Annotated in this window: 14 protein-coding genes and 2 pseudogenes; 13 read left to right on the top strand and 3 right to left on the bottom strand. The window is 60.0% G+C overall.

The features are described from left to right. Positions 1-113: 113 nt before the first annotated feature. Positions 114-237: pseudogene (locus DIE06_RS36435) on the top strand (IS5/IS1182 family transposase); the annotation flags it as partial. Positions 238-397: 160 nt separating this feature from the next. Here the strand turns inward: DIE06_RS36435 and DIE06_RS36430 are convergent. After that, positions 398-907: a tyrosine-type recombinase/integrase gene (locus DIE06_RS36430; RefSeq protein WP_260433887.1), complete on the bottom strand. Its 510-nt coding sequence runs from the start codon at positions 905-907 to the stop codon at positions 398-400. A gap of 745 nt (positions 908-1,652) precedes the next feature. Between DIE06_RS36430 and DIE06_RS36425 the strand changes: the two genes are divergently transcribed. The 5 genes from DIE06_RS36425 to DIE06_RS36405 all read left to right on the top strand — a co-directional run bounded on the left by DIE06_RS36425 (position 1,653) and on the right by DIE06_RS36405 (position 8,473). Further along, positions 1,653-2,705: a 3-keto-5-aminohexanoate cleavage protein gene (locus tag DIE06_RS36425; RefSeq protein ID WP_124665553.1), complete on the top strand. Its 1,053-nt coding sequence runs from the start codon at positions 1,653-1,655 to the stop codon at positions 2,703-2,705. Between the two features lie 204 nt (positions 2,706-2,909). Then, entirely contained in the window at positions 2,910-4,250 is a 1,341-nt protein-coding gene (locus tag DIE06_RS36420; RefSeq protein ID WP_124665552.1) for an MFS transporter, read from the top strand. A 57-nt stretch (positions 4,251-4,307) separates the two neighbouring features. After that, positions 4,308-6,353 carry an acetoacetate--CoA ligase gene (locus tag DIE06_RS36415; protein WP_124665551.1) on the top strand — a complete coding sequence of 682 codons (2,046 nt, stop codon included), beginning with the start codon at positions 4,308-4,310 and terminating at the stop codon, positions 6,351-6,353. Between the two features lie 69 nt (positions 6,354-6,422). Further along, positions 6,423-6,749: a Rieske 2Fe-2S domain-containing protein gene (locus DIE06_RS36410; protein ID WP_124665550.1), complete on the top strand. Its 327-nt coding sequence runs from the start codon at positions 6,423-6,425 to the stop codon at positions 6,747-6,749. A gap of 56 nt (positions 6,750-6,805) precedes the next feature. After that, the gene (locus DIE06_RS36405) at positions 6,806-8,473 is read left to right on the top strand and encodes a fatty acid--CoA ligase (RefSeq protein ID WP_124665549.1); all 1,668 of its coding nucleotides are present in this window, start codon (positions 6,806-6,808) and stop codon (positions 8,471-8,473) included. A 123-nt stretch (positions 8,474-8,596) separates the two neighbouring features. On the opposite strand, the gene DIE06_RS36400 is transcribed toward DIE06_RS36405, so the two are convergent. Beyond that, positions 8,597-9,631, bottom strand: a complete 1,035-nt coding sequence (locus DIE06_RS36400; RefSeq protein ID WP_124665548.1) for an AraC family transcriptional regulator — start codon at positions 9,629-9,631, stop codon at positions 8,597-8,599. Between the two features lie 211 nt (positions 9,632-9,842). Here DIE06_RS36400 and DIE06_RS36395 point away from each other — a divergent pair, with 211 nt between their 5' ends. From DIE06_RS36395 to DIE06_RS36365, 7 genes are all read left to right on the top strand, one after another. Further along, entirely contained in the window at positions 9,843-10,814 is a 972-nt protein-coding gene (locus DIE06_RS36395; RefSeq protein WP_124665547.1) for a quinone oxidoreductase, read from the top strand. 165 nt (positions 10,815-10,979) lie between these two features. Further along, positions 10,980-11,828 (top strand): TauD/TfdA family dioxygenase, encoded by an 849-nt coding sequence (locus DIE06_RS36390; RefSeq protein ID WP_124665546.1) that lies wholly within the window; start codon positions 10,980-10,982, stop codon positions 11,826-11,828. 100 nt (positions 11,829-11,928) lie between these two features. Then, on the top strand, positions 11,929-12,477 hold the full coding sequence (locus DIE06_RS36385; protein WP_124665545.1) for an alpha/beta hydrolase: 549 nt from the start codon (positions 11,929-11,931) through the stop codon (positions 12,475-12,477). Between the two features lie 29 nt (positions 12,478-12,506). Beyond that, the gene (locus tag DIE06_RS36380) at positions 12,507-13,559 is read left to right on the top strand and encodes a 3-keto-5-aminohexanoate cleavage protein (protein WP_124665544.1); all 1,053 of its coding nucleotides are present in this window, start codon (positions 12,507-12,509) and stop codon (positions 13,557-13,559) included. Positions 13,560-13,835: 276 nt separating this feature from the next. Further along, the gene (locus tag DIE06_RS36375) at positions 13,836-14,957 is read left to right on the top strand and encodes a porin (RefSeq protein WP_124665543.1); all 1,122 of its coding nucleotides are present in this window, start codon (positions 13,836-13,838) and stop codon (positions 14,955-14,957) included. A gap of 80 nt (positions 14,958-15,037) precedes the next feature. Beyond that, the gene (locus tag DIE06_RS36370) at positions 15,038-15,385 is read left to right on the top strand and encodes a BON domain-containing protein (RefSeq protein ID WP_260433886.1); all 348 of its coding nucleotides are present in this window, start codon (positions 15,038-15,040) and stop codon (positions 15,383-15,385) included. A 605-nt stretch (positions 15,386-15,990) separates the two neighbouring features. Continuing rightward, the gene (locus tag DIE06_RS36365; RefSeq protein ID WP_124665541.1) at positions 15,991-16,575 is read left to right on the top strand and encodes a 2'-5' RNA ligase family protein; all 585 of its coding nucleotides are present in this window, start codon (positions 15,991-15,993) and stop codon (positions 16,573-16,575) included. On the opposite strand, the pseudogene DIE06_RS36360 reads toward DIE06_RS36365, so the two are convergent. After that, positions 16,541-17,533, bottom strand: a pseudogene (locus DIE06_RS36360) (IS3 family transposase); the annotation flags it as partial. The gene DIE06_RS36365 and the pseudogene DIE06_RS36360 overlap by 35 nt on opposite strands.

Raw genomic sequence — 17,533 nt, 5'->3', positions numbered from 1 at the left:
GTTCCAACAAGGCTGATCTGTTTCATGCCGCTACTGTCTCACATGCCGCCGTCACGCGAAGGTTTTGCAGACATTCCCTAAGAAGCTGTTGCGAAATTACGTGACAGGAAGCGGTGCACCAAGAACTGATAGACGACGAGCTGTTGTCACTCATCGAGCCTTTGCTGCCAAAGCGAGCGCCGCGGAACCGCCGATATGCAGGACGCAAGCCGACGCCAGACCGAGCGGTGCTGGCAGGCATGCGTGCCGGCGCAACAGGGCCAACGATCGACAAGCAAATCTTCGACGGGTTGAACGGCCGGTGTCTGAGTGGAACCGACGCCTGAATGTCTGCGCGATGGTACGCGCAGATGACGCCTCCTGGCCGGCAAGCGACCGCTCGCCGGCCGTCACGCCATCAAACTTCGGTCTGCTCCGCCATCTCGAGGGCATCGTCGACTTCAATGCCGAGGTAGCGAACCGTACTTTCGAGTTTGGAATGTCCGAGCAGCAGTTGTACCGCCCGCAGATTCTTCGTTCGCCTATAAATCAGTGAAGCCTTTGTGCGGCGCATCGTGTGGGTGCCATACGCGGTATCGTCGAGTCCAATCGCGGCGACCCAGCGATGTACCAGTCGGGCATATTGCCGTGTCGACAGATGCGGCGAAGCATGCAAGCGACTGGGAAAAAGATAGTCGGCAGCCTTCAAGCCCCGCGACCCGATCCAGCCTTCGAGGCTCTGGCGAGTCTGCTCCGTTATCTCGAACTGCACCGGCCGCTGCGTCTTCTGCTGCATGACTGTCGCCCGAGATCCGACATGACTGCCCGGGCAGACATCCTGCACTTGCAGCCGCGTCAGGTCGCACGCCCGCAGCTTGCTGTCGATCGCGAGGTTGAAAATCGCCAGTTCACGAATGTTCGACGCCATCTGAAGCCTCGTCCGAATCGCCCAGATCTCTCGGAGCTTCAACGGGGGCTTTTGCCCGGTAAGTTTGCCCTTGTTCCATGCACACGATGACCGGTAGTCAGGCTCTCGGTTTTCATGACAATCTCCTTTCGGTCGACGGGAGATCCAGTCTGCGCTCCGTCGGGCGGTCGCTAACCGACCCGAAACGGGCGATCAAGCTAGCGCTACCTCGACGGTTGCTTCCGAAGTCAATCGGACATCCGCTTCACCAACGTCGTCGCAGCCTCTCGGTCATTACGGATGCTCGGTTGATGACAATTGCGCGTCCGCCTCGCAGACTCTGGCGGTCTCGTGTTCAGACAGACCTGCGGCCTGCTGGACGCCACCACGCTCGGACAGATAGAACTTGTTCAGAAGCTGACGCCGTGTCCGGAAATTTGTTCACTGAAGCGACCATGTGACGTATCGATCGTCGATGCTGGCTGTTTTCGGCAATCCATACGCGGATCTTAGTGCCCGCTATTTTTCCGTGCGAGCAAATTGGAGGACGATTTTCGAGCGAAGGGAGACTTTTGGGGGTTTACGCGATATGGCGCGTGAAAAGAAAAAATTGGCATGAAAACTAAAATTCGTTTTCCGGGCTGCCATATAGTTCCCAACAACGGCTCGACGCGCTTTCCATCGACCTTCGACAGTCGCGGATCGCGTGACTACACACCGCCGGGCCGCGTTCGAACATAACTCGCACCGAAGAGGAGCACGAGACATGCAATTCCTAGACGATTCCCTGTTGCCGGAAAACCAGGAAAAGTTGGTCATTCAGGTTGCACCGTATGGGCCGCAATGGCTTCCCGGCGATTCGGACGATATTCCGGTGACGATGGACGAGCAGGTTCAGAAAGCCGTCGATTGCTACAACGCTGGCGCGACTGTCCTTCACGTTCATGTACGTGAACCCAACGGTAAGGGCAGCAAGCGCCTCTCGATGTTCAACGAAATGCTAGCGCGTCTGCGCGAAGCGGTGCCGCAAATGGTGCTGCAGGTCGGCGGTTCGATTTCGTTCGCGCCGGAAAACGAGGGGCAGGCGGCCAAGTGGCTTAGCGACGATACGCGCCACATGCTGGCCGAACTGGACCCGAAGCCGGACCAAGTGACGGTCGCGATCAACACCACACAGTTCAACCTGATGGAGTTGATGAGAGAGGAAGACTACGCGGGTACCTCGCTGGCCGATCCGGCCATGCAGGCTGCGTATCGCGACATGATTGTTCCGTCCAATCCTTCGTGGCACGAAGAACACATCCGGCGTCTGGTCGCCAACGGCATTCAGCCGCATTTCATGCTGGGCACGATGACGAGCCTGGAAACGGTCGAGCGCATGATTCGCGCGGGCGTCTACAAGGGGCCGCTGATTCTGAACTATGTGGCGATTGGCGGGGGGGCCTCCGGTCTGCATCCGGCGGACATGCTCGAGTTTGTGCGTCGTACGCCGGACGGTGCCGTGCTGACGATCGAGTCGTTGAACCGCAATGTCGTGCCGATGACCACGATGGCTATCGCGCTAGGGCTGCACGTGCGTGTCGGTATCGAAGACACGCTCAACGGCCCGGACGGCAAGCGTGCGTCGTCGGTGCAGCAAATCGAGAAAATGGTGCGCATCGCCCGAGAACTGAATCGTGAGGTCGCCACTGGCGAAGATGCTCATCGCATCTACCAGACGGGCAAGTTCTGGAGCAGCACGGACGAAACCTTGCGGAAGCTCGGCATGGCACCCAATCGCGCGCCCGGCGTGAAAAGCGTGCCGCTGCGCGCCGCATAATGGTGTGGGGCGCGGTAAGCGCCCCACCCGGAACGCGCTGCCGGTTAGGCATGCGTAGCTCGACAGTCGCTTTGAAGTAACCGAACAACAAGGAGACAGGGTCCCCCAAGGGGCCGCCCCTGCAGTCATATCGACTGCATCGAAGTATTGGCAAATATCAAAGAGGCATCGACTTGCGCGAATGCCCTTATGCCGGAGACATCAATGAACTTGTATCCAACCGAACATCACGCCGCGGATCGTGACGACTACCTCGTCAGCCGTCCACGGGCATGGTTCGCGTTCGCAATGACGTTTGCGCTGATGCTGTTTGATTACATCGACCGTCAGGTCGTCGTATCTCTGTTTCCCCACTTGAAGTCGGCCTGGAATTTATCTGACAAGCAGCTTGGTGCGCTGGTCTCGGTCATTTCGATTGTCGTTGCGCTCGGCGGTTTGCCAGTAGCGTTGCTGGCCGATCGGATCAGCCGGGTCAAAAGCATTTTCCTGATGGCTTCTCTGTGGAGTCTCGCGTCGATTTCGTGCATGTTCGCGCGCAACTACGGCGAGATGTTTGCCGCACGCGCGCTCGTCGGTGTCGGTGAAACGGGCTACGGTTCGGTGGGCGGCGCGCTGCTCGCCAGCCTGTTTCCCCGGCGCCTGCGCGCAACGCTTCAGGGTGGTCTGTTGGCCGCTGCGTCGCTCGGCTCCGTGCTTGGGGTGCTGTTGGGCGCGGAAGTCGCAAAGTATTGGGGGTGGCGTGCGGCATTCGGCGTGGTCGGAGTGCCTGGTCTCGTGCTTGCCCTGTTATATCTGCTGGTTCCGGATTACAAGACCGTCTCGCTGACACCTCATTCAGGGCAATCTCGTCCGGCAGCGTTGGCGACGGTTCGTCAGGTCGTCGGAACTCTGCTCGGCTCGGCGACGATCTGGTGGACATGTCTGGGCGCGGCTTTTCAATTGATCGTCGTGTCGACCATTTGGTCGTGGCTGCCGAGCTATTTCATGCGATTCCATTCGGTCGCGCCCGATCGGGCAGCACGGGAAGCCGCGCTGGTCGTGCTTTGCGGCGCCCTTGGCGGGATCCTGTGGGGCAATCTTGCTGATCGCCTCGGTGCCCGCGGGCATACCAAGAAGCTCGTCATGGTGGCGTCGCTTGCTGTTGTGACGTTCGTGATCTTCCTGATTGCCTTCACGGTAGCCGCGTCGTCGCCATATCAATTCCTGCTCGTCGCGTTCGGCGGATTTCTGATGACATGCACGCTGGCGCCGTCGGCAGGTGTGATCTACGACGTCGTCCACCCGGGCGTTCGTGCGACCGGCGCGTCGATTCTGTCGCTGTTCCAGAATCTCTTCGGCCTTGCCGTCGGCCCGATTCTGGGCGGTTTGTTTTCCGATCTGTGGGGCCTGCAGACCGCACTCGCGATCATGCCAGCGTTCGGCATTGTCGCCGCGTTGTGCTTCCTGCGGGCACGACACACCTACGAATCCGATATGGCTCGGGTCGTCGGGGTTCACTTGGATGCGGCCACGACCTCCGTATCACCCACTGCGGTATCGGCCTGATCGATGCGCTCGGGTTGACCAACCGTATCGAATTTCGGCTTCCATTCTGGACTGGCGATGAATCACTTCAGCACTCAAATTCAGTCGGCTTCACCGAACGCCGCGACGACGGATCAGCCAGCGTGGCTGCCCTCCGCCGATACCATCGATTCGGCGCGCATCACGGCGTTCATGCATTGGCTCTGCGTCGAGCGCAACTTGTCTTTCAGCAACTACGCCGAACTGTGGCGCTGGTCGGTCGATCATGTCGACACGTTCTGGTCTGCCCTGTGGGATTGGGCGGACATCATTTCAGTCGAGCCGCGCGGCGAAGCGCTGGACGGCGCCGCAATGCCGGGCGCGAAGTGGTTCCCCGGTGTGCGGATGAATTACGTCGAGCAAGTGTTTCGGCACGCTGATCTGACCTCACCCGCGATTTTGTTTCGCAACGAGGCGGGCGATCAGCGCGAGCTGAGCTGGGACGAGCTGGAGCAGCAAGTCGCTGCGCTTGCGGCTACGTTGAGGCGGCTGGGAATGGGGCGTGGCGACCGAGTCGCCGCTTTCATGCCCAATACACCCGAGACGATCGTAGCGTTCCTTGCGACGGTCAGCGTCGGTGCGATCTGGTCGGCATGTGCGCCGGACATGGGGCAGCTGGCCGTTCTGGATCGCTTCCGCCAGATTGAGCCCAAGGTCATGATCGCGGTCGACGGCTATCGGTACGGCGGCAAGTCGTACGACCGGCGCGAATTGCTGCATGCATTGCTTGGCGAACTGCCCAGCGTGGAGCATGTCGTCCTGGTGCCGAATCTCGACCCGCATGCTCGCGCCGTTTCCTTCGCGCATGGCGTTGACTGGGCCGACGCGATCGCAGGTGATGCACCGCTACTGGCCGACGATGTTCCGTTCGATCATCCGCTCTGGATCGTTTATTCGTCAGGTACAACGGGTTTGCCCAAACCGATTGTCCATTCGCACGGCGGGATCGTGCTCGAGCATGTGAAGCTCACGACGCTTCATCTGGACCTGCGTCCGGGGGACCGCTTTCATTGGAATGCGAGCACCGGATGGATCATGTGGAACCTCCAGGTTGGCGGGCTGCTTGCGGGCGCGACTGCATGCCTTTACGACGGCAACCCCGGCTACCCCGATATGAACGCGCTGTGGCGTTTCGTTGGCGACGCACGCATCAACTTCTTCGGCGCCGGCGCCGCTTACTTCCAGAGCTGCGTCAAGGCTGGCGTGGAGCCGCACGAAGCCGCCGATCTTTCGCATCTGCGCGCAGTGGGGTCCACCGGGTCTCCGTTGTCGCCGGAAGGCTACCGATGGATTCTCGATCATGTCGGAGACGTGTGGATCAATGCGCTTTCCGGGGGCACCGACTTCGCCGGTTGTTTCGTCGCCGGCGTGCCGACATTGCCGGTTTACCTCGGTGAAATGCAGTGCCGCTGCCTTGGTGCCCGCGTCGAGGCTTTCGATGACGCAGGCCATGCGCTGATCGACGAGGTCGGCGAATTGGTCTGCACCGCGCCGATGCCATCCATGCCGCTTTATTTCTGGAATGACGAGGATCATCGACGCTACCGCGACAGCTACTTCGACACATACCCCGGCATCTGGCGTCACGGCGACTGGGTGCGCATCACGCCGCGTGGTGGCGCAATTATCTACGGCCGTTCCGATGCAACGATCAATCGATACGGTATCCGAATGGGGACTAGCGAGTTGTACCGCGCGGTGGAAGACTTCCCCGAGGTGCTGGACAGCATGGTCGTCGATCTCGAATACCTCGGGCGCGAGTCCTATATGCCTTTGTTCGTGGTGCTGCGCCAAGGCGTCGAATTGACTCCGGAGTTGACCGTAATGATCCGCGACCGGATCAAGGCAGCGCTATCCGCACGGCACGTACCGAACGAAGTGCTCCAGGTGCCCGCCATTCCTCGCACGATGTCCGGCAAAAAGATGGAGTTGCCGATCAAGAAGCTGCTGTTGGGGCATCCGATCGAGAAGGTTGTGAACCCCGACACGATGGCGAATCCGGACAGCCTGGCGTGGTTCCGCGAGTTCGCGCTCGGCTGCGTACAGCGATTCGGTGATGCTCACAAGCTCGCATCGAGCCAATAGTGGCCGCAATCGGTGAAGTGCGCCCGTCGACTTTGATGGCGTTCAAAATTCCGCTGGAGACTGTAAGCCATGTCACGTTGTATCCCGATTGCACCGGTTGAAGAACTGCGTCCAGGGCAGCGCAAGCTCGTCTTTGTCGATGGCGCCAGCATCGTCGTCTTCAACATCGACGGAAAGGTCTTTGCCGTCGACAATTCGTGTCCGCACAACGGTGCGTCGCTGGCCAGCGGCCAACTGGACGGACACATGCTGCGCTGTCCCGCACACGGGATGCGCTTCGATCTGCGCGAGGGTCTTGAGTCGAAAGCATCGGGCCTTTGTCCGAAGAAATTCCCTGTTCAGGAGCGTGAAGGACAGTTCGTGATGCTCGTCGGCGAACCGTCTCGGACGGCCTGAAGCACTTTCCGCCCATCCGATAACAAAGACATATCCTGCGCAAGGTGGAGACACATATGCAAAACAATCTCGTTGCCGCGACGCCGTCGGCCTACAACTACCCGCTTCTCATCAAGCAGTTGCTGCTCAATGCCCGAAGCCTCCATGGCGACCAGGAGATCACATATCGTGGTGAATTGCGCTACCGCTTCCGCGACTTCGATCGCCGTCTTTGCCAGCTTGCGTCGGCACTGACGTCGCTCGACGTTCGACACGGGTCTACCGTCGCAGTCATGGACTGGGACAGTCATCGCTATCTGGAGAGCTATTTCGCGATTCCGATGATGGGAGCGACGCTCTTCACGGTGAACGTGCGGCTGTCGCCTCAACAAATCCTTTACACGCTGAACGATTCGGAAGCGGAGGTCGTTCTCGTTCATGCGGATTTTGTTGAGATGCTGTCCCAGATTTGGGGAGAGCTGCGGTTCGTACGCCGCGTGATTATTCTGGCAGACAGTCAGCCGATGCCGAAGACCGACCTGCCGGTTGCAGGCGAATATGAGGCCTTGCTGGAGCAGGCGTCGCCAGAGTTCGTATTCGGGGAGTTCGACGAGAACACGAAGGCCGCGGTTTTTTATACGACGGGTACGACCGGGGATCCGAAAGGGGTCAGCTATAGCCACCGGAACATCGTCATGCATGCGATGTCGACCGCAATGAGCTTGTGTGCGCCGCGCGACGGGCAGCGACTGCATCGCGAAGATGTCTACATGCCGATCACGCCGATGTTTCACGTCCTCGCATGGGGGATGCCATACATCGCGATCATGCTCGGGCTCAAGACCGTCCTGCCCGGTCGCTACGTACCGGAGGTGTTGCTCCGATTGCGCGAAACGGAGAAAGTCACGTTCTCTCATTGCGTGCCGACGATCCTCCAGATGCTTCTGCATGCCGCGCCGGAAGACAACAGCGCACTGTCGGGGTGGAAGCTCATCATCGGCGGTTCTGCGCTGTCGCCCTCGCTTTGCGATGCGGCGATGGCGCGCGGCATCGACGTCTTCACGGGGTATGGAATGTCGGAAACAGGCCCGATCGTCGCGCTCGCGCAATTGCTGCCGGGGTTCGCATCGCGCAATCGGGACGACACCGCCGCCAATTACCATAAGGAATTGCAGATGCGCTGTTCGACCGGACGCCCTGTTGCGATGGTCGACTTTCGCGTCGTCGACGAAAACATGAACGACGTGCCGCGCGACGGCAAGAGTCCTGGGGAGATCATTCTTCGCGCTCCTTTCCTGACGGGCGGCTACAACAACAAGCCGGATGCGTCAGAGGCGTTGTGGGCCGGGGGCTATCTCCACACGCAGGATATTGCGGTGATGCATCCGGATGGATTCGTGCAGATCGTGGACCGTATCAAGGACGTGATCAAGACCGGCGGCGAATGGGTGTCGTCGATCGACGTGGAGCGCTTGATTTCGCTTGTGCCGGGCGTCGTCGAGTGCGCGGTGATCGGTGTGCCCGATGTGAAATGGGGCGAGCGGCCGTTGGCGCTCGTGGTAAGAAGAGCCGACCGCGAAGTGAGCGCGCCCGTCGTTCGCGAACACCTGATGAAGCACGTCGAGACGAATCGAATCAGTCGTTATGCGGTTCCGGAAGAGAGCCGCATCGTCTTTGTCGAAGAAATACCGAAGACGAGTGTCGGCAAGATCGACAAGAAGCGCTTGCGCCAGATGGCTGCGTAGTCGCCAGACCCGGTATTGTCGCCGTGAGCGCGAGCGGCGGCATGCATATCGTCGTTTCGAAGTGCCTGGTGCGTCGCAGAGCCCATCTTCTGGGGGCGGACAAGCGCGGCACGTCGTCCACTTCTACGTGCAGTGCTCGTTTCGCCACGACTTCGGCGCCATGCCGAATCGCTTCGTGAACCATTGAGTGAAGGACGCATGTCTCGTGTAGCCGAGCAGCGCGGCAACGCGTCCGATCGAATACCGCCGGTTGCTCATATAGCGAATCGCGAGATCATGGCGCACTTCTTCGATCAGATCGGTGAACGTCGTGTCCGCTTCGGCCAGGTGTCGCTGCAGAGAGCGCACGCTCATATGCAACTGGCGTGCGACGTGCTCGATGTCAGCCTGTTCGACAGGTAACAGCAAATAGATCGCGTTGCGAACCTCCGCGGCGATGGTCGGAGAACCTTCCACGTCGACGGATTTCGCCAGTCCCTCCGCATATCTGACCAACTCCGGATCCGCCATCGGATTGGGTTGGTCCAGATCGCTGTCGAGGCAAATCAACCCGTTGAAATCGCTTCCGAATATCACCGGGCAGCCGAAGTAGTGCCGATGATCGCGCAGGTCCGGCGGTGCCGGGTGCGTGAAGTGGACACTGATCGGCTTCCAGTTCGGGCCAAGAATCGCCGCGCAGGTGCGTGTCAGCACACCGATCGCAAGCTCGACCGTTTGCCGCGGCCATTCACCCGTGTCGCACAGAATCTGCTCACCGATCACAACCCGCGATCCGGTCGTTTCGAAGTAGAGCCCGAGCGCGTCGTTCAGCAAGTGACGATATTGCAGCATCGCGAGCAGCACCTCGCGAAGCGTGCGCTTGTGCGCGAGCAGGAGGCCGATGATCCCGAAGTCGAAGGCCGTGCGCGCCTTCGCCATCTGGATGCCGAAAGACAGACAGCCGGACTCGGACGCGGAAGCCTCAAGCAGTTTGCAGACCGCCAGGAACGAGATGCGTTGTTCCCGGTTCATCAGCATCGCCGGATCGAGCCCGAACTTGCGCAACAAATCATGCGCGGGCAGTCCGTGTCGAAGCGCGACCTGGAGGTAGTGCGTCAACGCGGCCGCCCGGGCCTTGGGTTCAGTTGCTGTCGCTTGACTGTGCTGAGCGGTTGCCATGGAAAGACCTCGGGGTTTATACGAGCTGGCGCGAAAAATGAAGAAAACGGCGCCGAAACTAAAATCGACTTTACGGGTTGCCATATAGTAGCCAACAACAGCTCGTCGCGCATCCGCCCCGGTAGATCAAGGCTTTGGGCAAGGTAATCGCCCCGACAGCCGGGCTGCGGTGCACGACATCGACTGCAGATGCCATTCATGGAGAAGTCACATGTCACATGCAATCCGTCTTTACGAAATCGGCGGTCCGGAAGTCCTCAAGCTCGAAAAGGTGGAGGTCGGCGAACCGGGGCCGGGACAAGCCCGCGTACGGCATAGCTACATCGCCGTCAACTTCATCGACATCTATCACCGCACGGGCTACTACCCGATGCAGTTGCCGAGCGGCCTGGGTTCGGATGCAGTCGGTGTTGTCGAGGCCGTCGGACCCGATGTGACCGATATCAAGGTCGGTGATCGCGTCGGCTACCTGATGGGCCCGCAGGGCGCCTATTCCGACGTTCGCGTGATGCCTGCCGCGGTATTGATTCCGCTGCCCGACGGCATCTCGGATCGCACGGCGGCGACGCTCATCATGAAGGGTATGACAGCGCAATACCTGTTTCGTCAGGTCTATCCGCTGAAGGGCGGTGAGACCATTCTGTATCACGCTGCTGCCGGCGGTGTTGGTCTGATCGCCTGCCAGTGGGCGCGCGCACTCGGTGTGACGATGATCGGCACCGTCAGCAGCGACGAAAAGGCGGAGATTGCGAAGGCGAACGGCTGTACACATACGATCGTCACGTCGCGCGAAAACATTGCCGAGCGTGTGCGCGAGCTGACGGATGGAAAGGGCGTGCCGGTCGTTTTCGACTCCATCGGAAAAGACACGCTACAGGCGTCGCTCGACAGCCTGCAGGTGCGCGGCACGCTCGTCAGTAATGGCACGAGTTCCGGACCGGTCCATATCGATGCGCTGGCGCTCGCGCTGAAAGGTTCGATCTGGTTCACGCGTCCGGCGATGGTGCACTACGCGACTCCGCGGTCGCACATGCTGTCGATGGCAAAGGAACTGTTCGACCTGGTGCTCGAAGGAAAAATCCAGAGTGAGCCGAAACAGATCTTCGCGCTGGCGGATGCCGCCGACGCACATCGCATGCTCGAGTCGCGGAAGACGACCGGCGCCACGGTGCTGGTGCCGTGAATTCGACGTAGTTCCGCACGAGTCCGAGGGCTTCTCATGCACGGCATTGTGAGACGTTGCAGCATAGGCACCCTTGCAGCGCGACTGCGGAACGATGGCGTTTGAAATAACAACGGAGGAGCACTCGGCGCCGTGCTCCGAAGAAGATTCAGGAGACTTAGTGTTATGCATATCGAGCAACTGACCTATGCCTTGGGCGCTGAACTGACGGGTGTGAAACTGGCTGATGCGATTCACGACGACGGCCTATTTGCCGAGATTCGCACAGCGCTGCTCAAGCATCGCGTGCTGTTTCTGAGAGATCAGGATCTCGCCAGCTCGGAGCATGTGGCCTTCGCGCAGCGATTCGGCGAACTCGAGGATCATCCGGTCGCGGGCAGCGACCCCGAGCATCCGGGCCTGGTCCGAATTTACAAGACGCCGGATCAACGACCGGACCGCTACGAAAATGCATGGCACTCCGATGCCACCTGGCGGGAAGCGCCGCCGTTCGGAGCAGTGCTCAGGTGTGTCGAATGTCCCCCGGTCGGGGGCGACACAATGTGGGCAAACATGGCGCTTGCTTACGAAAAGCTGCCTGACAATATCAAGGACAAGATTGCGAATCTGCGTGCTCGTCACAGCATCGAGGCCACCTTCGGTGCGTCGATGCCGATGGAGAACCGTCTGGCGCTAAAGGCGCAGTACCCGGACGCTGAGCATCCGGTCGTGCGTACGCATCCGGAGACGGGTGAGAAGGTGTTGTACGTGAACGTATTCACCACGCACTTCACCAATTTCCACACCGCGGAGCATGTTCGATATGGGCAGGACGCGAACCCAGGAGGCGCGGATCTCCTTCGCTACCTGATCAGTCAGGCGTATATCCCGGAGTATCAGGTCCGGTGGCGATGGAAGCCGAAAAGCGTAGCGATCTGGGACAACAGCGCGACGCAGCACTACGCGGTGATGGATTACCCACCGTGCTATCGAAAGATGGATCGTGCCGGAATCATCGGCACCAAGCCCTATTGAATGCTCGCGGGCGCTTCGTGGAACCCGACTCTACGTTGCTGGCAAGCGCCCGTTTCGAATCAATTTTCGCCGATCGGCGAGCGCACCGAGAACCTGCCGGATGGAACCGACAATCGTCATCGTACCCGGGCTGCGTGACCATGTGACTGAACATTGGCAAACGCTGCTGGAAGCAAAGTTGAGCAATTCGATTTCGGTCGAACCGCTCGAGACCGACAAGCTCAGCTGCGCGGCGCGCGTCGCCGCGCTCGACGCGACACTCGCCCGCGTCGACGGCCCCGTCATTCTGGTTGCGCATAGCGCTGGCGTCATGATTACCGTGCATTGGGCGAACAAGCATCGACGGGAGATCCTTGGGGCGCTGCTTGCCACGCCGCCCGATCTCGAGACGCCACTGCCGCACGGGCATGTCTCGCGCGAGATTCTGGAGCAGAATGGTTGGCTGCCGATTCCGCGTAAAACGCTACCGTTTCCGAGCGTTATCGCCGCGAGTCGCAATGATCCACTGGCGACCTTCGATCGCGTCGCCGAGTTTGCCGTCAATTGGGGAAGCCGTCTGGTCGACCTCGGAAACGTCGGCCATTTGAATCCGGCGGCCGGATTCGGCGAATGGCCGATGGCGGAAGAGTTGATCCACGCATTGCGCTGATCCATTCCACTTCAAGTAAGGAGATAATCGTGCAATTTCTCGATGATTCGCTGCTGCCGGAAAATCAGGAACCCTTAGTTATCCAGGTGGCGCCCTATGGACCGCAATTTCTTCCGGGTGATTCCGATGACATCCCGGTCAGCATGGACGAACAGGTTCAGAAGGCGGTGGATTGCTACAACGCCGGGGCGACCGTGCTGCACGTTCACGTGCGCGAAGCCGACGGCAAGGGGAGCAAGCGCCTGTCGATGTTCAACGAGCTGCTCGCCCGGTTGCGCGACGCCGTGCCCAAGATGATCCTGCAAGTCGGCGGCTCCATTTCGTTCGCGCCGGAAGACTCGGGGCAGGCAGCGAAATGGCTGTCGGATGACACGCGGCACATGCTGGCGGCGCTCGATCCCAAGCCGGATCAGGTGACGATCGTCGTCAACAACGCCACGATGAACGTCACCGAGCTTCATCCGAAGGAGGAATTCGCGGGAACCTCCCTGGCCGAGCCGGCCTACTTCGAGGCGTATCGCAACATGTCGTACGAAGCCGGACCGCTGTTCGTCGAGGAACACCTCAAGCGGCTGCAGGCCGCGCGTATTCAGCCTCACTTCATGATCAGCCAGATCGCCAAGCTGGAATCGATCGAGCGCCTGATCCGGCGCGGCACCTACAAGGGGCCGCTGGTGGTGAACTGGGTGCAGCTCGGCGGCGGATCCGAGGGGCCCAATCCGCGGAACATGCTGGAAATGATCAATCGCCTGCCGGATAACGCGGTATTCACTGTCGAATCTTTCATGCGCTACGTTCATCCGTTGACGACGATGGCGATTGCGACGGGATTCCACGTGCGCTGCGGCATCGAAGACACGCTTTGGGGACGCAAGGGCGAAAGGATGACGTCGGTGCAGCAGGTAGAACGCATGGCGAACATGTCGCGCAGCTTGTATCGCGAAGTAGCCAATGCGGACGAGGCACGGCGCATTTACCGGATCGGCGAATGGTACGAGTCCACCGACGAGACGCTCATGAAGGTCGGCTATCTCCCGAACCGAAAGAGCGGCGTGCTTGGGCAGCCGTCGTGGGTCGCATAGCAATCTGAAGTGTCGTGACTATGGGTGATTCGATACGCCCATAGTCTGACGCTGGTCGCTGAAAGGCCGCCGTTTTGCGACAGGCGGACGAAGTCGGGCAGTTGGAGGTTGTAGTTGCATTTGCGACAGAGGGGCCGGATTTCGTGTTTCGGCCTCTCGCAATGGATGTACGAGCATTGAGTATGTCGTCCGGGATCCGCGATCCCGGTTCGTTTGGAGGTCGGCAGATATCAGATCGGGGTAACCCGGCAATCAAAATAGGTAGCGGAGACGTCGATGAAACTGAAATGGAGCGGTGGGGCAGTTCTCGCGGTATTCGCGTGTGCGGCGCACGCGCAGTCGTCAGTGACGCTGTACGGTGTGATCGATTCCGGCTTGCTGTATCAAAGTACGTCAGCGGCGTCGTTCGCCCCGACTGCACGTAACAATGGGCACGTGTTCGCGTTCAAGGACGCCGGCATCTATTCGAGCATCTGGGGCATGAAGGGTACGGAGGACATCGGCGGCGGCTACAAAGTGAACTTTCGGCTGCAGGGGGTGTTTAACAGCGGCACTGGAAAACTCGGGCTCTCGGACACGACGGGCGGTACCGCCGTGTTCAATCAGCAGACGACGATCGGCATCTCCGGCCCGTTCGGCTCGTTCGACGCTGGGCGCCAGTTCACGCCAATGATCTATGCGATGGCCGAAACCGACGCGCGCAATGCGCAGTATTTCGGCAGCATCCTGACTGCGTGGCTCGGTATGAACCAGGTCGCCGGCTGGCCGGGCACGAACTCGAATGTGCCGATGGGTGCGTTGTATGACAGCAATGCACTCGTCTATCAATCGCCCAAGTTCTACGGCGCCTCGGTTGCGCTCGAATATGCGCCGGGCGGGGTTCCGGGGCAGATTCAGGGCGGCACACGCGAGTCGGCGGTGCTCAAGTATTCGAACTACGGGCTCAATCTCGCGTTGGTCTACTACAACGCCCACGACACGAACGCGGCAGCGGCGACTCCGACAGGCCTCGACAACAACCGCTTCTATTACCTGGGCGCGAAATACACGTTCCGCGGGTTGTCAGTGTCGGCGTCGTATGCGATCGGCAAGAATCCGTCAAACACTAAACTCGCGGATTACGAAATGATCTCGGGTGGTCTCGGCTACCAGTTCACGCCGTACTTTCGGATCACATCCGGGTACTACTATCTGAAGGATCGCAACAACGGCGCGAACCATTCCAGCGAATACGCGGCGGGCGCCGAGTACAGCCTGTCGAAACGCACGATGGTGTATGTGCAGGTCGGTTACGTCGCGAACCGCGGCACGATGAACCAGACGATCACGTATGGCCAGCCAGTCGCGCCGGGTGTGTCGACGACGGCCGCAATGATCGGCATGCGGCATAGCTTCTGACGAAGCAAAAAGGAAATTTGAAGACGAAACGGAGAACGACGATGAAGAAGACGAACGGCATCAGGGCGGTACTCTGCATCGTGATCGCGGCGGTGACGAGTGACGTGTCGGCGCAGATGAGCGCGCCTGTCGGGGCATCGGCGAGTACGTCGGGCGGCGCAGCGGTCGCCGCGTCCGGCGGAACATCGGCAAAAGCCGTGCGGCAGGCAAACCGCGCGCTGCGGCGCAAAGTATACGCGGCGCTCGCGCAGCACAAGGAGATCGATGCGGGCAGCATCAGCGTTACCGCGAAAGGCGGCGCAGTCACGCTGAACGGCACGGTGGCCGAAGCGTCACAGATTGAAACGGTCGGCAATGTCGCGAAGAGCGTCGCCGGCGTAACGTCGGTGACTAATAAAATTTCGATCCAGCGTCCGTTAGGTCAATAAGAAGAATGTCAACGCGTGCCAATCTCAGCCGGGGTTAGTTGTACTGGCTTATTGGCTGCGAAGGGAACAAAGAATGGGGGCGAGTGATCGCCCCCGCTGACTCTCGGAGCGACACACCAATCAAACGATGCGGGGCGAACAAAGTGCGACCGGCATTTCACCTGATCGGGAGATCAAGGAAAATCGTAATCGGCACGCACGGTGTGCGTGCTCAGGCGGGCAGGAAGTCCGTAGCTGGGCGTGCCGGCCCGACAGCGCGCTTTCCACTCAGAGAGATGTCGATTTGTGCAACGGTCTATTCATAGACGGCGGGTATTGGGAGTCGACCAACAGTTCAACAGTGAGCGGGCCAACGACAGCAACGGCTGGCAAACCGGCCAGCGAAAATTGCCGGCGATTGACCACCTTCGGATGCGAAGCGGTCGTCTGAATGGCACAGCCTCAGCGATAGCGAACGTCGCCTCCTGGCCGAACTCGGCCGGCCACGGCCCTGAGACGCGCGACCGGCGCAGATCGCCCACAACGGCCATCTGGAACGCACTCCAGAGCGGACATTCAACCTGGTGTGGCACACTCTCAAGAAATCTACCTGAACCGATCGCGATATGTGCACATCAGCGTTGGTCGTTGAGGTTTCCGCAGCCGAACCTGTCGTCGCTGACCTGCGACGCCGCTTCGATGCCTCCGCAAGCTTGGGCGTGCCGACACATATCACGCTTCTGTTTCCGTTCATGTCACCCGCCGAAATTACGTCAAACGTCATTCGGCACATCGAAAGCGCGTTGAGCCTTGTGCCAGCGTTCGATTTCTCGTTGACGCAGATCGGTCGGTTTCCGGCCACCACCTACCTCACCCCAGATCCTGTCGAGCCGTTCGTCGCGCTGACAACTGCCCTGGTTGAACGCTTTCCCCAGTATCGTCCCTACGGCGGCGTACACGATGGCACGGTTCCGCACCTGACCGTCGCGCACGGTGACGCGGCAACAGCAAATTCCGCCGCTACCGCACTGGAAGAGCGTCTGCGTATTCTTGAGCCGATTCGAACACGATGCAGTTCCGTGTCTTTGCTTGAAAACTCGTCAGGGCGTTGGAAGCAGATGCGCGTATTCGACCTTCTGAGCTTCCCTCGGTTTTTCGCCTTCCAACGGTCCCGAGTTATGCAGCGGAGTCCTTGGTCTGCTGAGCTTTGATCCAGTCCCGAAGGAACCGCTCCGGAGAAACAAAGCCGAGCGACGAATGACGACGACTGCGGTTGTAAAACACTTCGATGTATTCGAACAGATCGGCCTTCGCGTCCTGGTGCGTCCGGTAGCGCGTGGCGTGAACCCGTTCGTTCTTCAAGCTGTTGAAGAAGCTTTCCGTAGGGGCATTGTCCCAACAATTTCCCTTGCGGCTCATCGAGCAGCGCATACCGTACGCGGCCAGCTTGCGCTGGAACTCGTGGCTCGCATACTGGGCTGCCCCTATCCGAGTGACACAGGGCGCCCGGCATGGGGCGGCGGCGAAACCAAGCCATCGTCAGCGCGTCCGTCACGAGATCCGCCGTCATACGCGACTTGATGGACCAGCCCACCACCTCCCGGTTGAACAGGTCGAGTACCACGGCCAGGTACAGCCAACCCTCGTCGGTCCAGATGTACGTGATATCGGAGCTGAACACCTGATTCGGCTCAGTAGGCGTGAACTCGCGATTCAACAGATTCGGTGCAACCGGCAGCTTGTGCTTCGAATCGGTCGTCACCCGGTAACGACGTTTGTGTCGCGCCCGGATGCCGTTCTCACGCATCAGCCGTTCGACGCGCGCCTTGCTGGCCGGATAGCCTCGATCACGGATTTCCTCGGTCATGCGCGGCGAACCGTACGCGCCCTTGACCTTGGCGTGCACCGTCCGGATCAGCGTCAGCAACTGCGTGTCCGTCAGTCGCGTTCGTTCCGGCGTACCGCCGCGCTTCCACGCGCGATAGCCATTCACGCTGACCGACAGCACCCAGCACAGCGACGACAGCGGATACTGCCCGACCTGCCGGTCGATCCAGGCATACCTCACAGCAGGTCCTTCGCGAAGTATGCTGCCGCCTTTTTTGCGATCTCAAGCTCCATCTGCAGGCGCTTGTTCTCTGCTCGAAGCCGCGAAAGCTCCATTTGCTC

This window comes from Burkholderia sp. Bp8998 (genome assembly GCF_003854235.1).
Lineage (GTDB): Bacteria > Pseudomonadota > Gammaproteobacteria > Burkholderiales > Burkholderiaceae > Burkholderia.
This window is presented reverse-complemented; position numbering and strand designations above follow the sequence as displayed.

Coding starts and splice junctions, on each gene's coding strand:
- DIE06_RS36430 (WP_260433887.1), bottom strand. CDS start 907: ATGGCGTCGAACATTCGTGAACTGGCGATTTTCAACCTCGCGATCGAC.
- DIE06_RS36425 (WP_124665553.1), top strand. CDS start 1,653: ATGCAATTCCTAGACGATTCCCTGTTGCCGGAAAACCAGGAAAAGTTG.
- DIE06_RS36420 (WP_124665552.1), top strand. CDS start 2,910: ATGAACTTGTATCCAACCGAACATCACGCCGCGGATCGTGACGACTAC.
- DIE06_RS36415 (WP_124665551.1), top strand. CDS start 4,308: ATGAATCACTTCAGCACTCAAATTCAGTCGGCTTCACCGAACGCCGCG.
- DIE06_RS36410 (WP_124665550.1), top strand. CDS start 6,423: ATGTCACGTTGTATCCCGATTGCACCGGTTGAAGAACTGCGTCCAGGG.
- DIE06_RS36405 (WP_124665549.1), top strand. CDS start 6,806: ATGCAAAACAATCTCGTTGCCGCGACGCCGTCGGCCTACAACTACCCG.
- DIE06_RS36400 (WP_124665548.1), bottom strand. CDS start 9,631: ATGGCAACCGCTCAGCACAGTCAAGCGACAGCAACTGAACCCAAGGCC.
- DIE06_RS36395 (WP_124665547.1), top strand. CDS start 9,843: ATGTCACATGCAATCCGTCTTTACGAAATCGGCGGTCCGGAAGTCCTC.
- DIE06_RS36390 (WP_124665546.1), top strand. CDS start 10,980: ATGCATATCGAGCAACTGACCTATGCCTTGGGCGCTGAACTGACGGGT.
- DIE06_RS36385 (WP_124665545.1), top strand. CDS start 11,929: ATGGAACCGACAATCGTCATCGTACCCGGGCTGCGTGACCATGTGACT.
- DIE06_RS36375 (WP_124665543.1), top strand. CDS start 13,836: ATGAAACTGAAATGGAGCGGTGGGGCAGTTCTCGCGGTATTCGCGTGT.
- DIE06_RS36365 (WP_124665541.1), top strand. CDS start 15,991: ATGTGCACATCAGCGTTGGTCGTTGAGGTTTCCGCAGCCGAACCTGTC.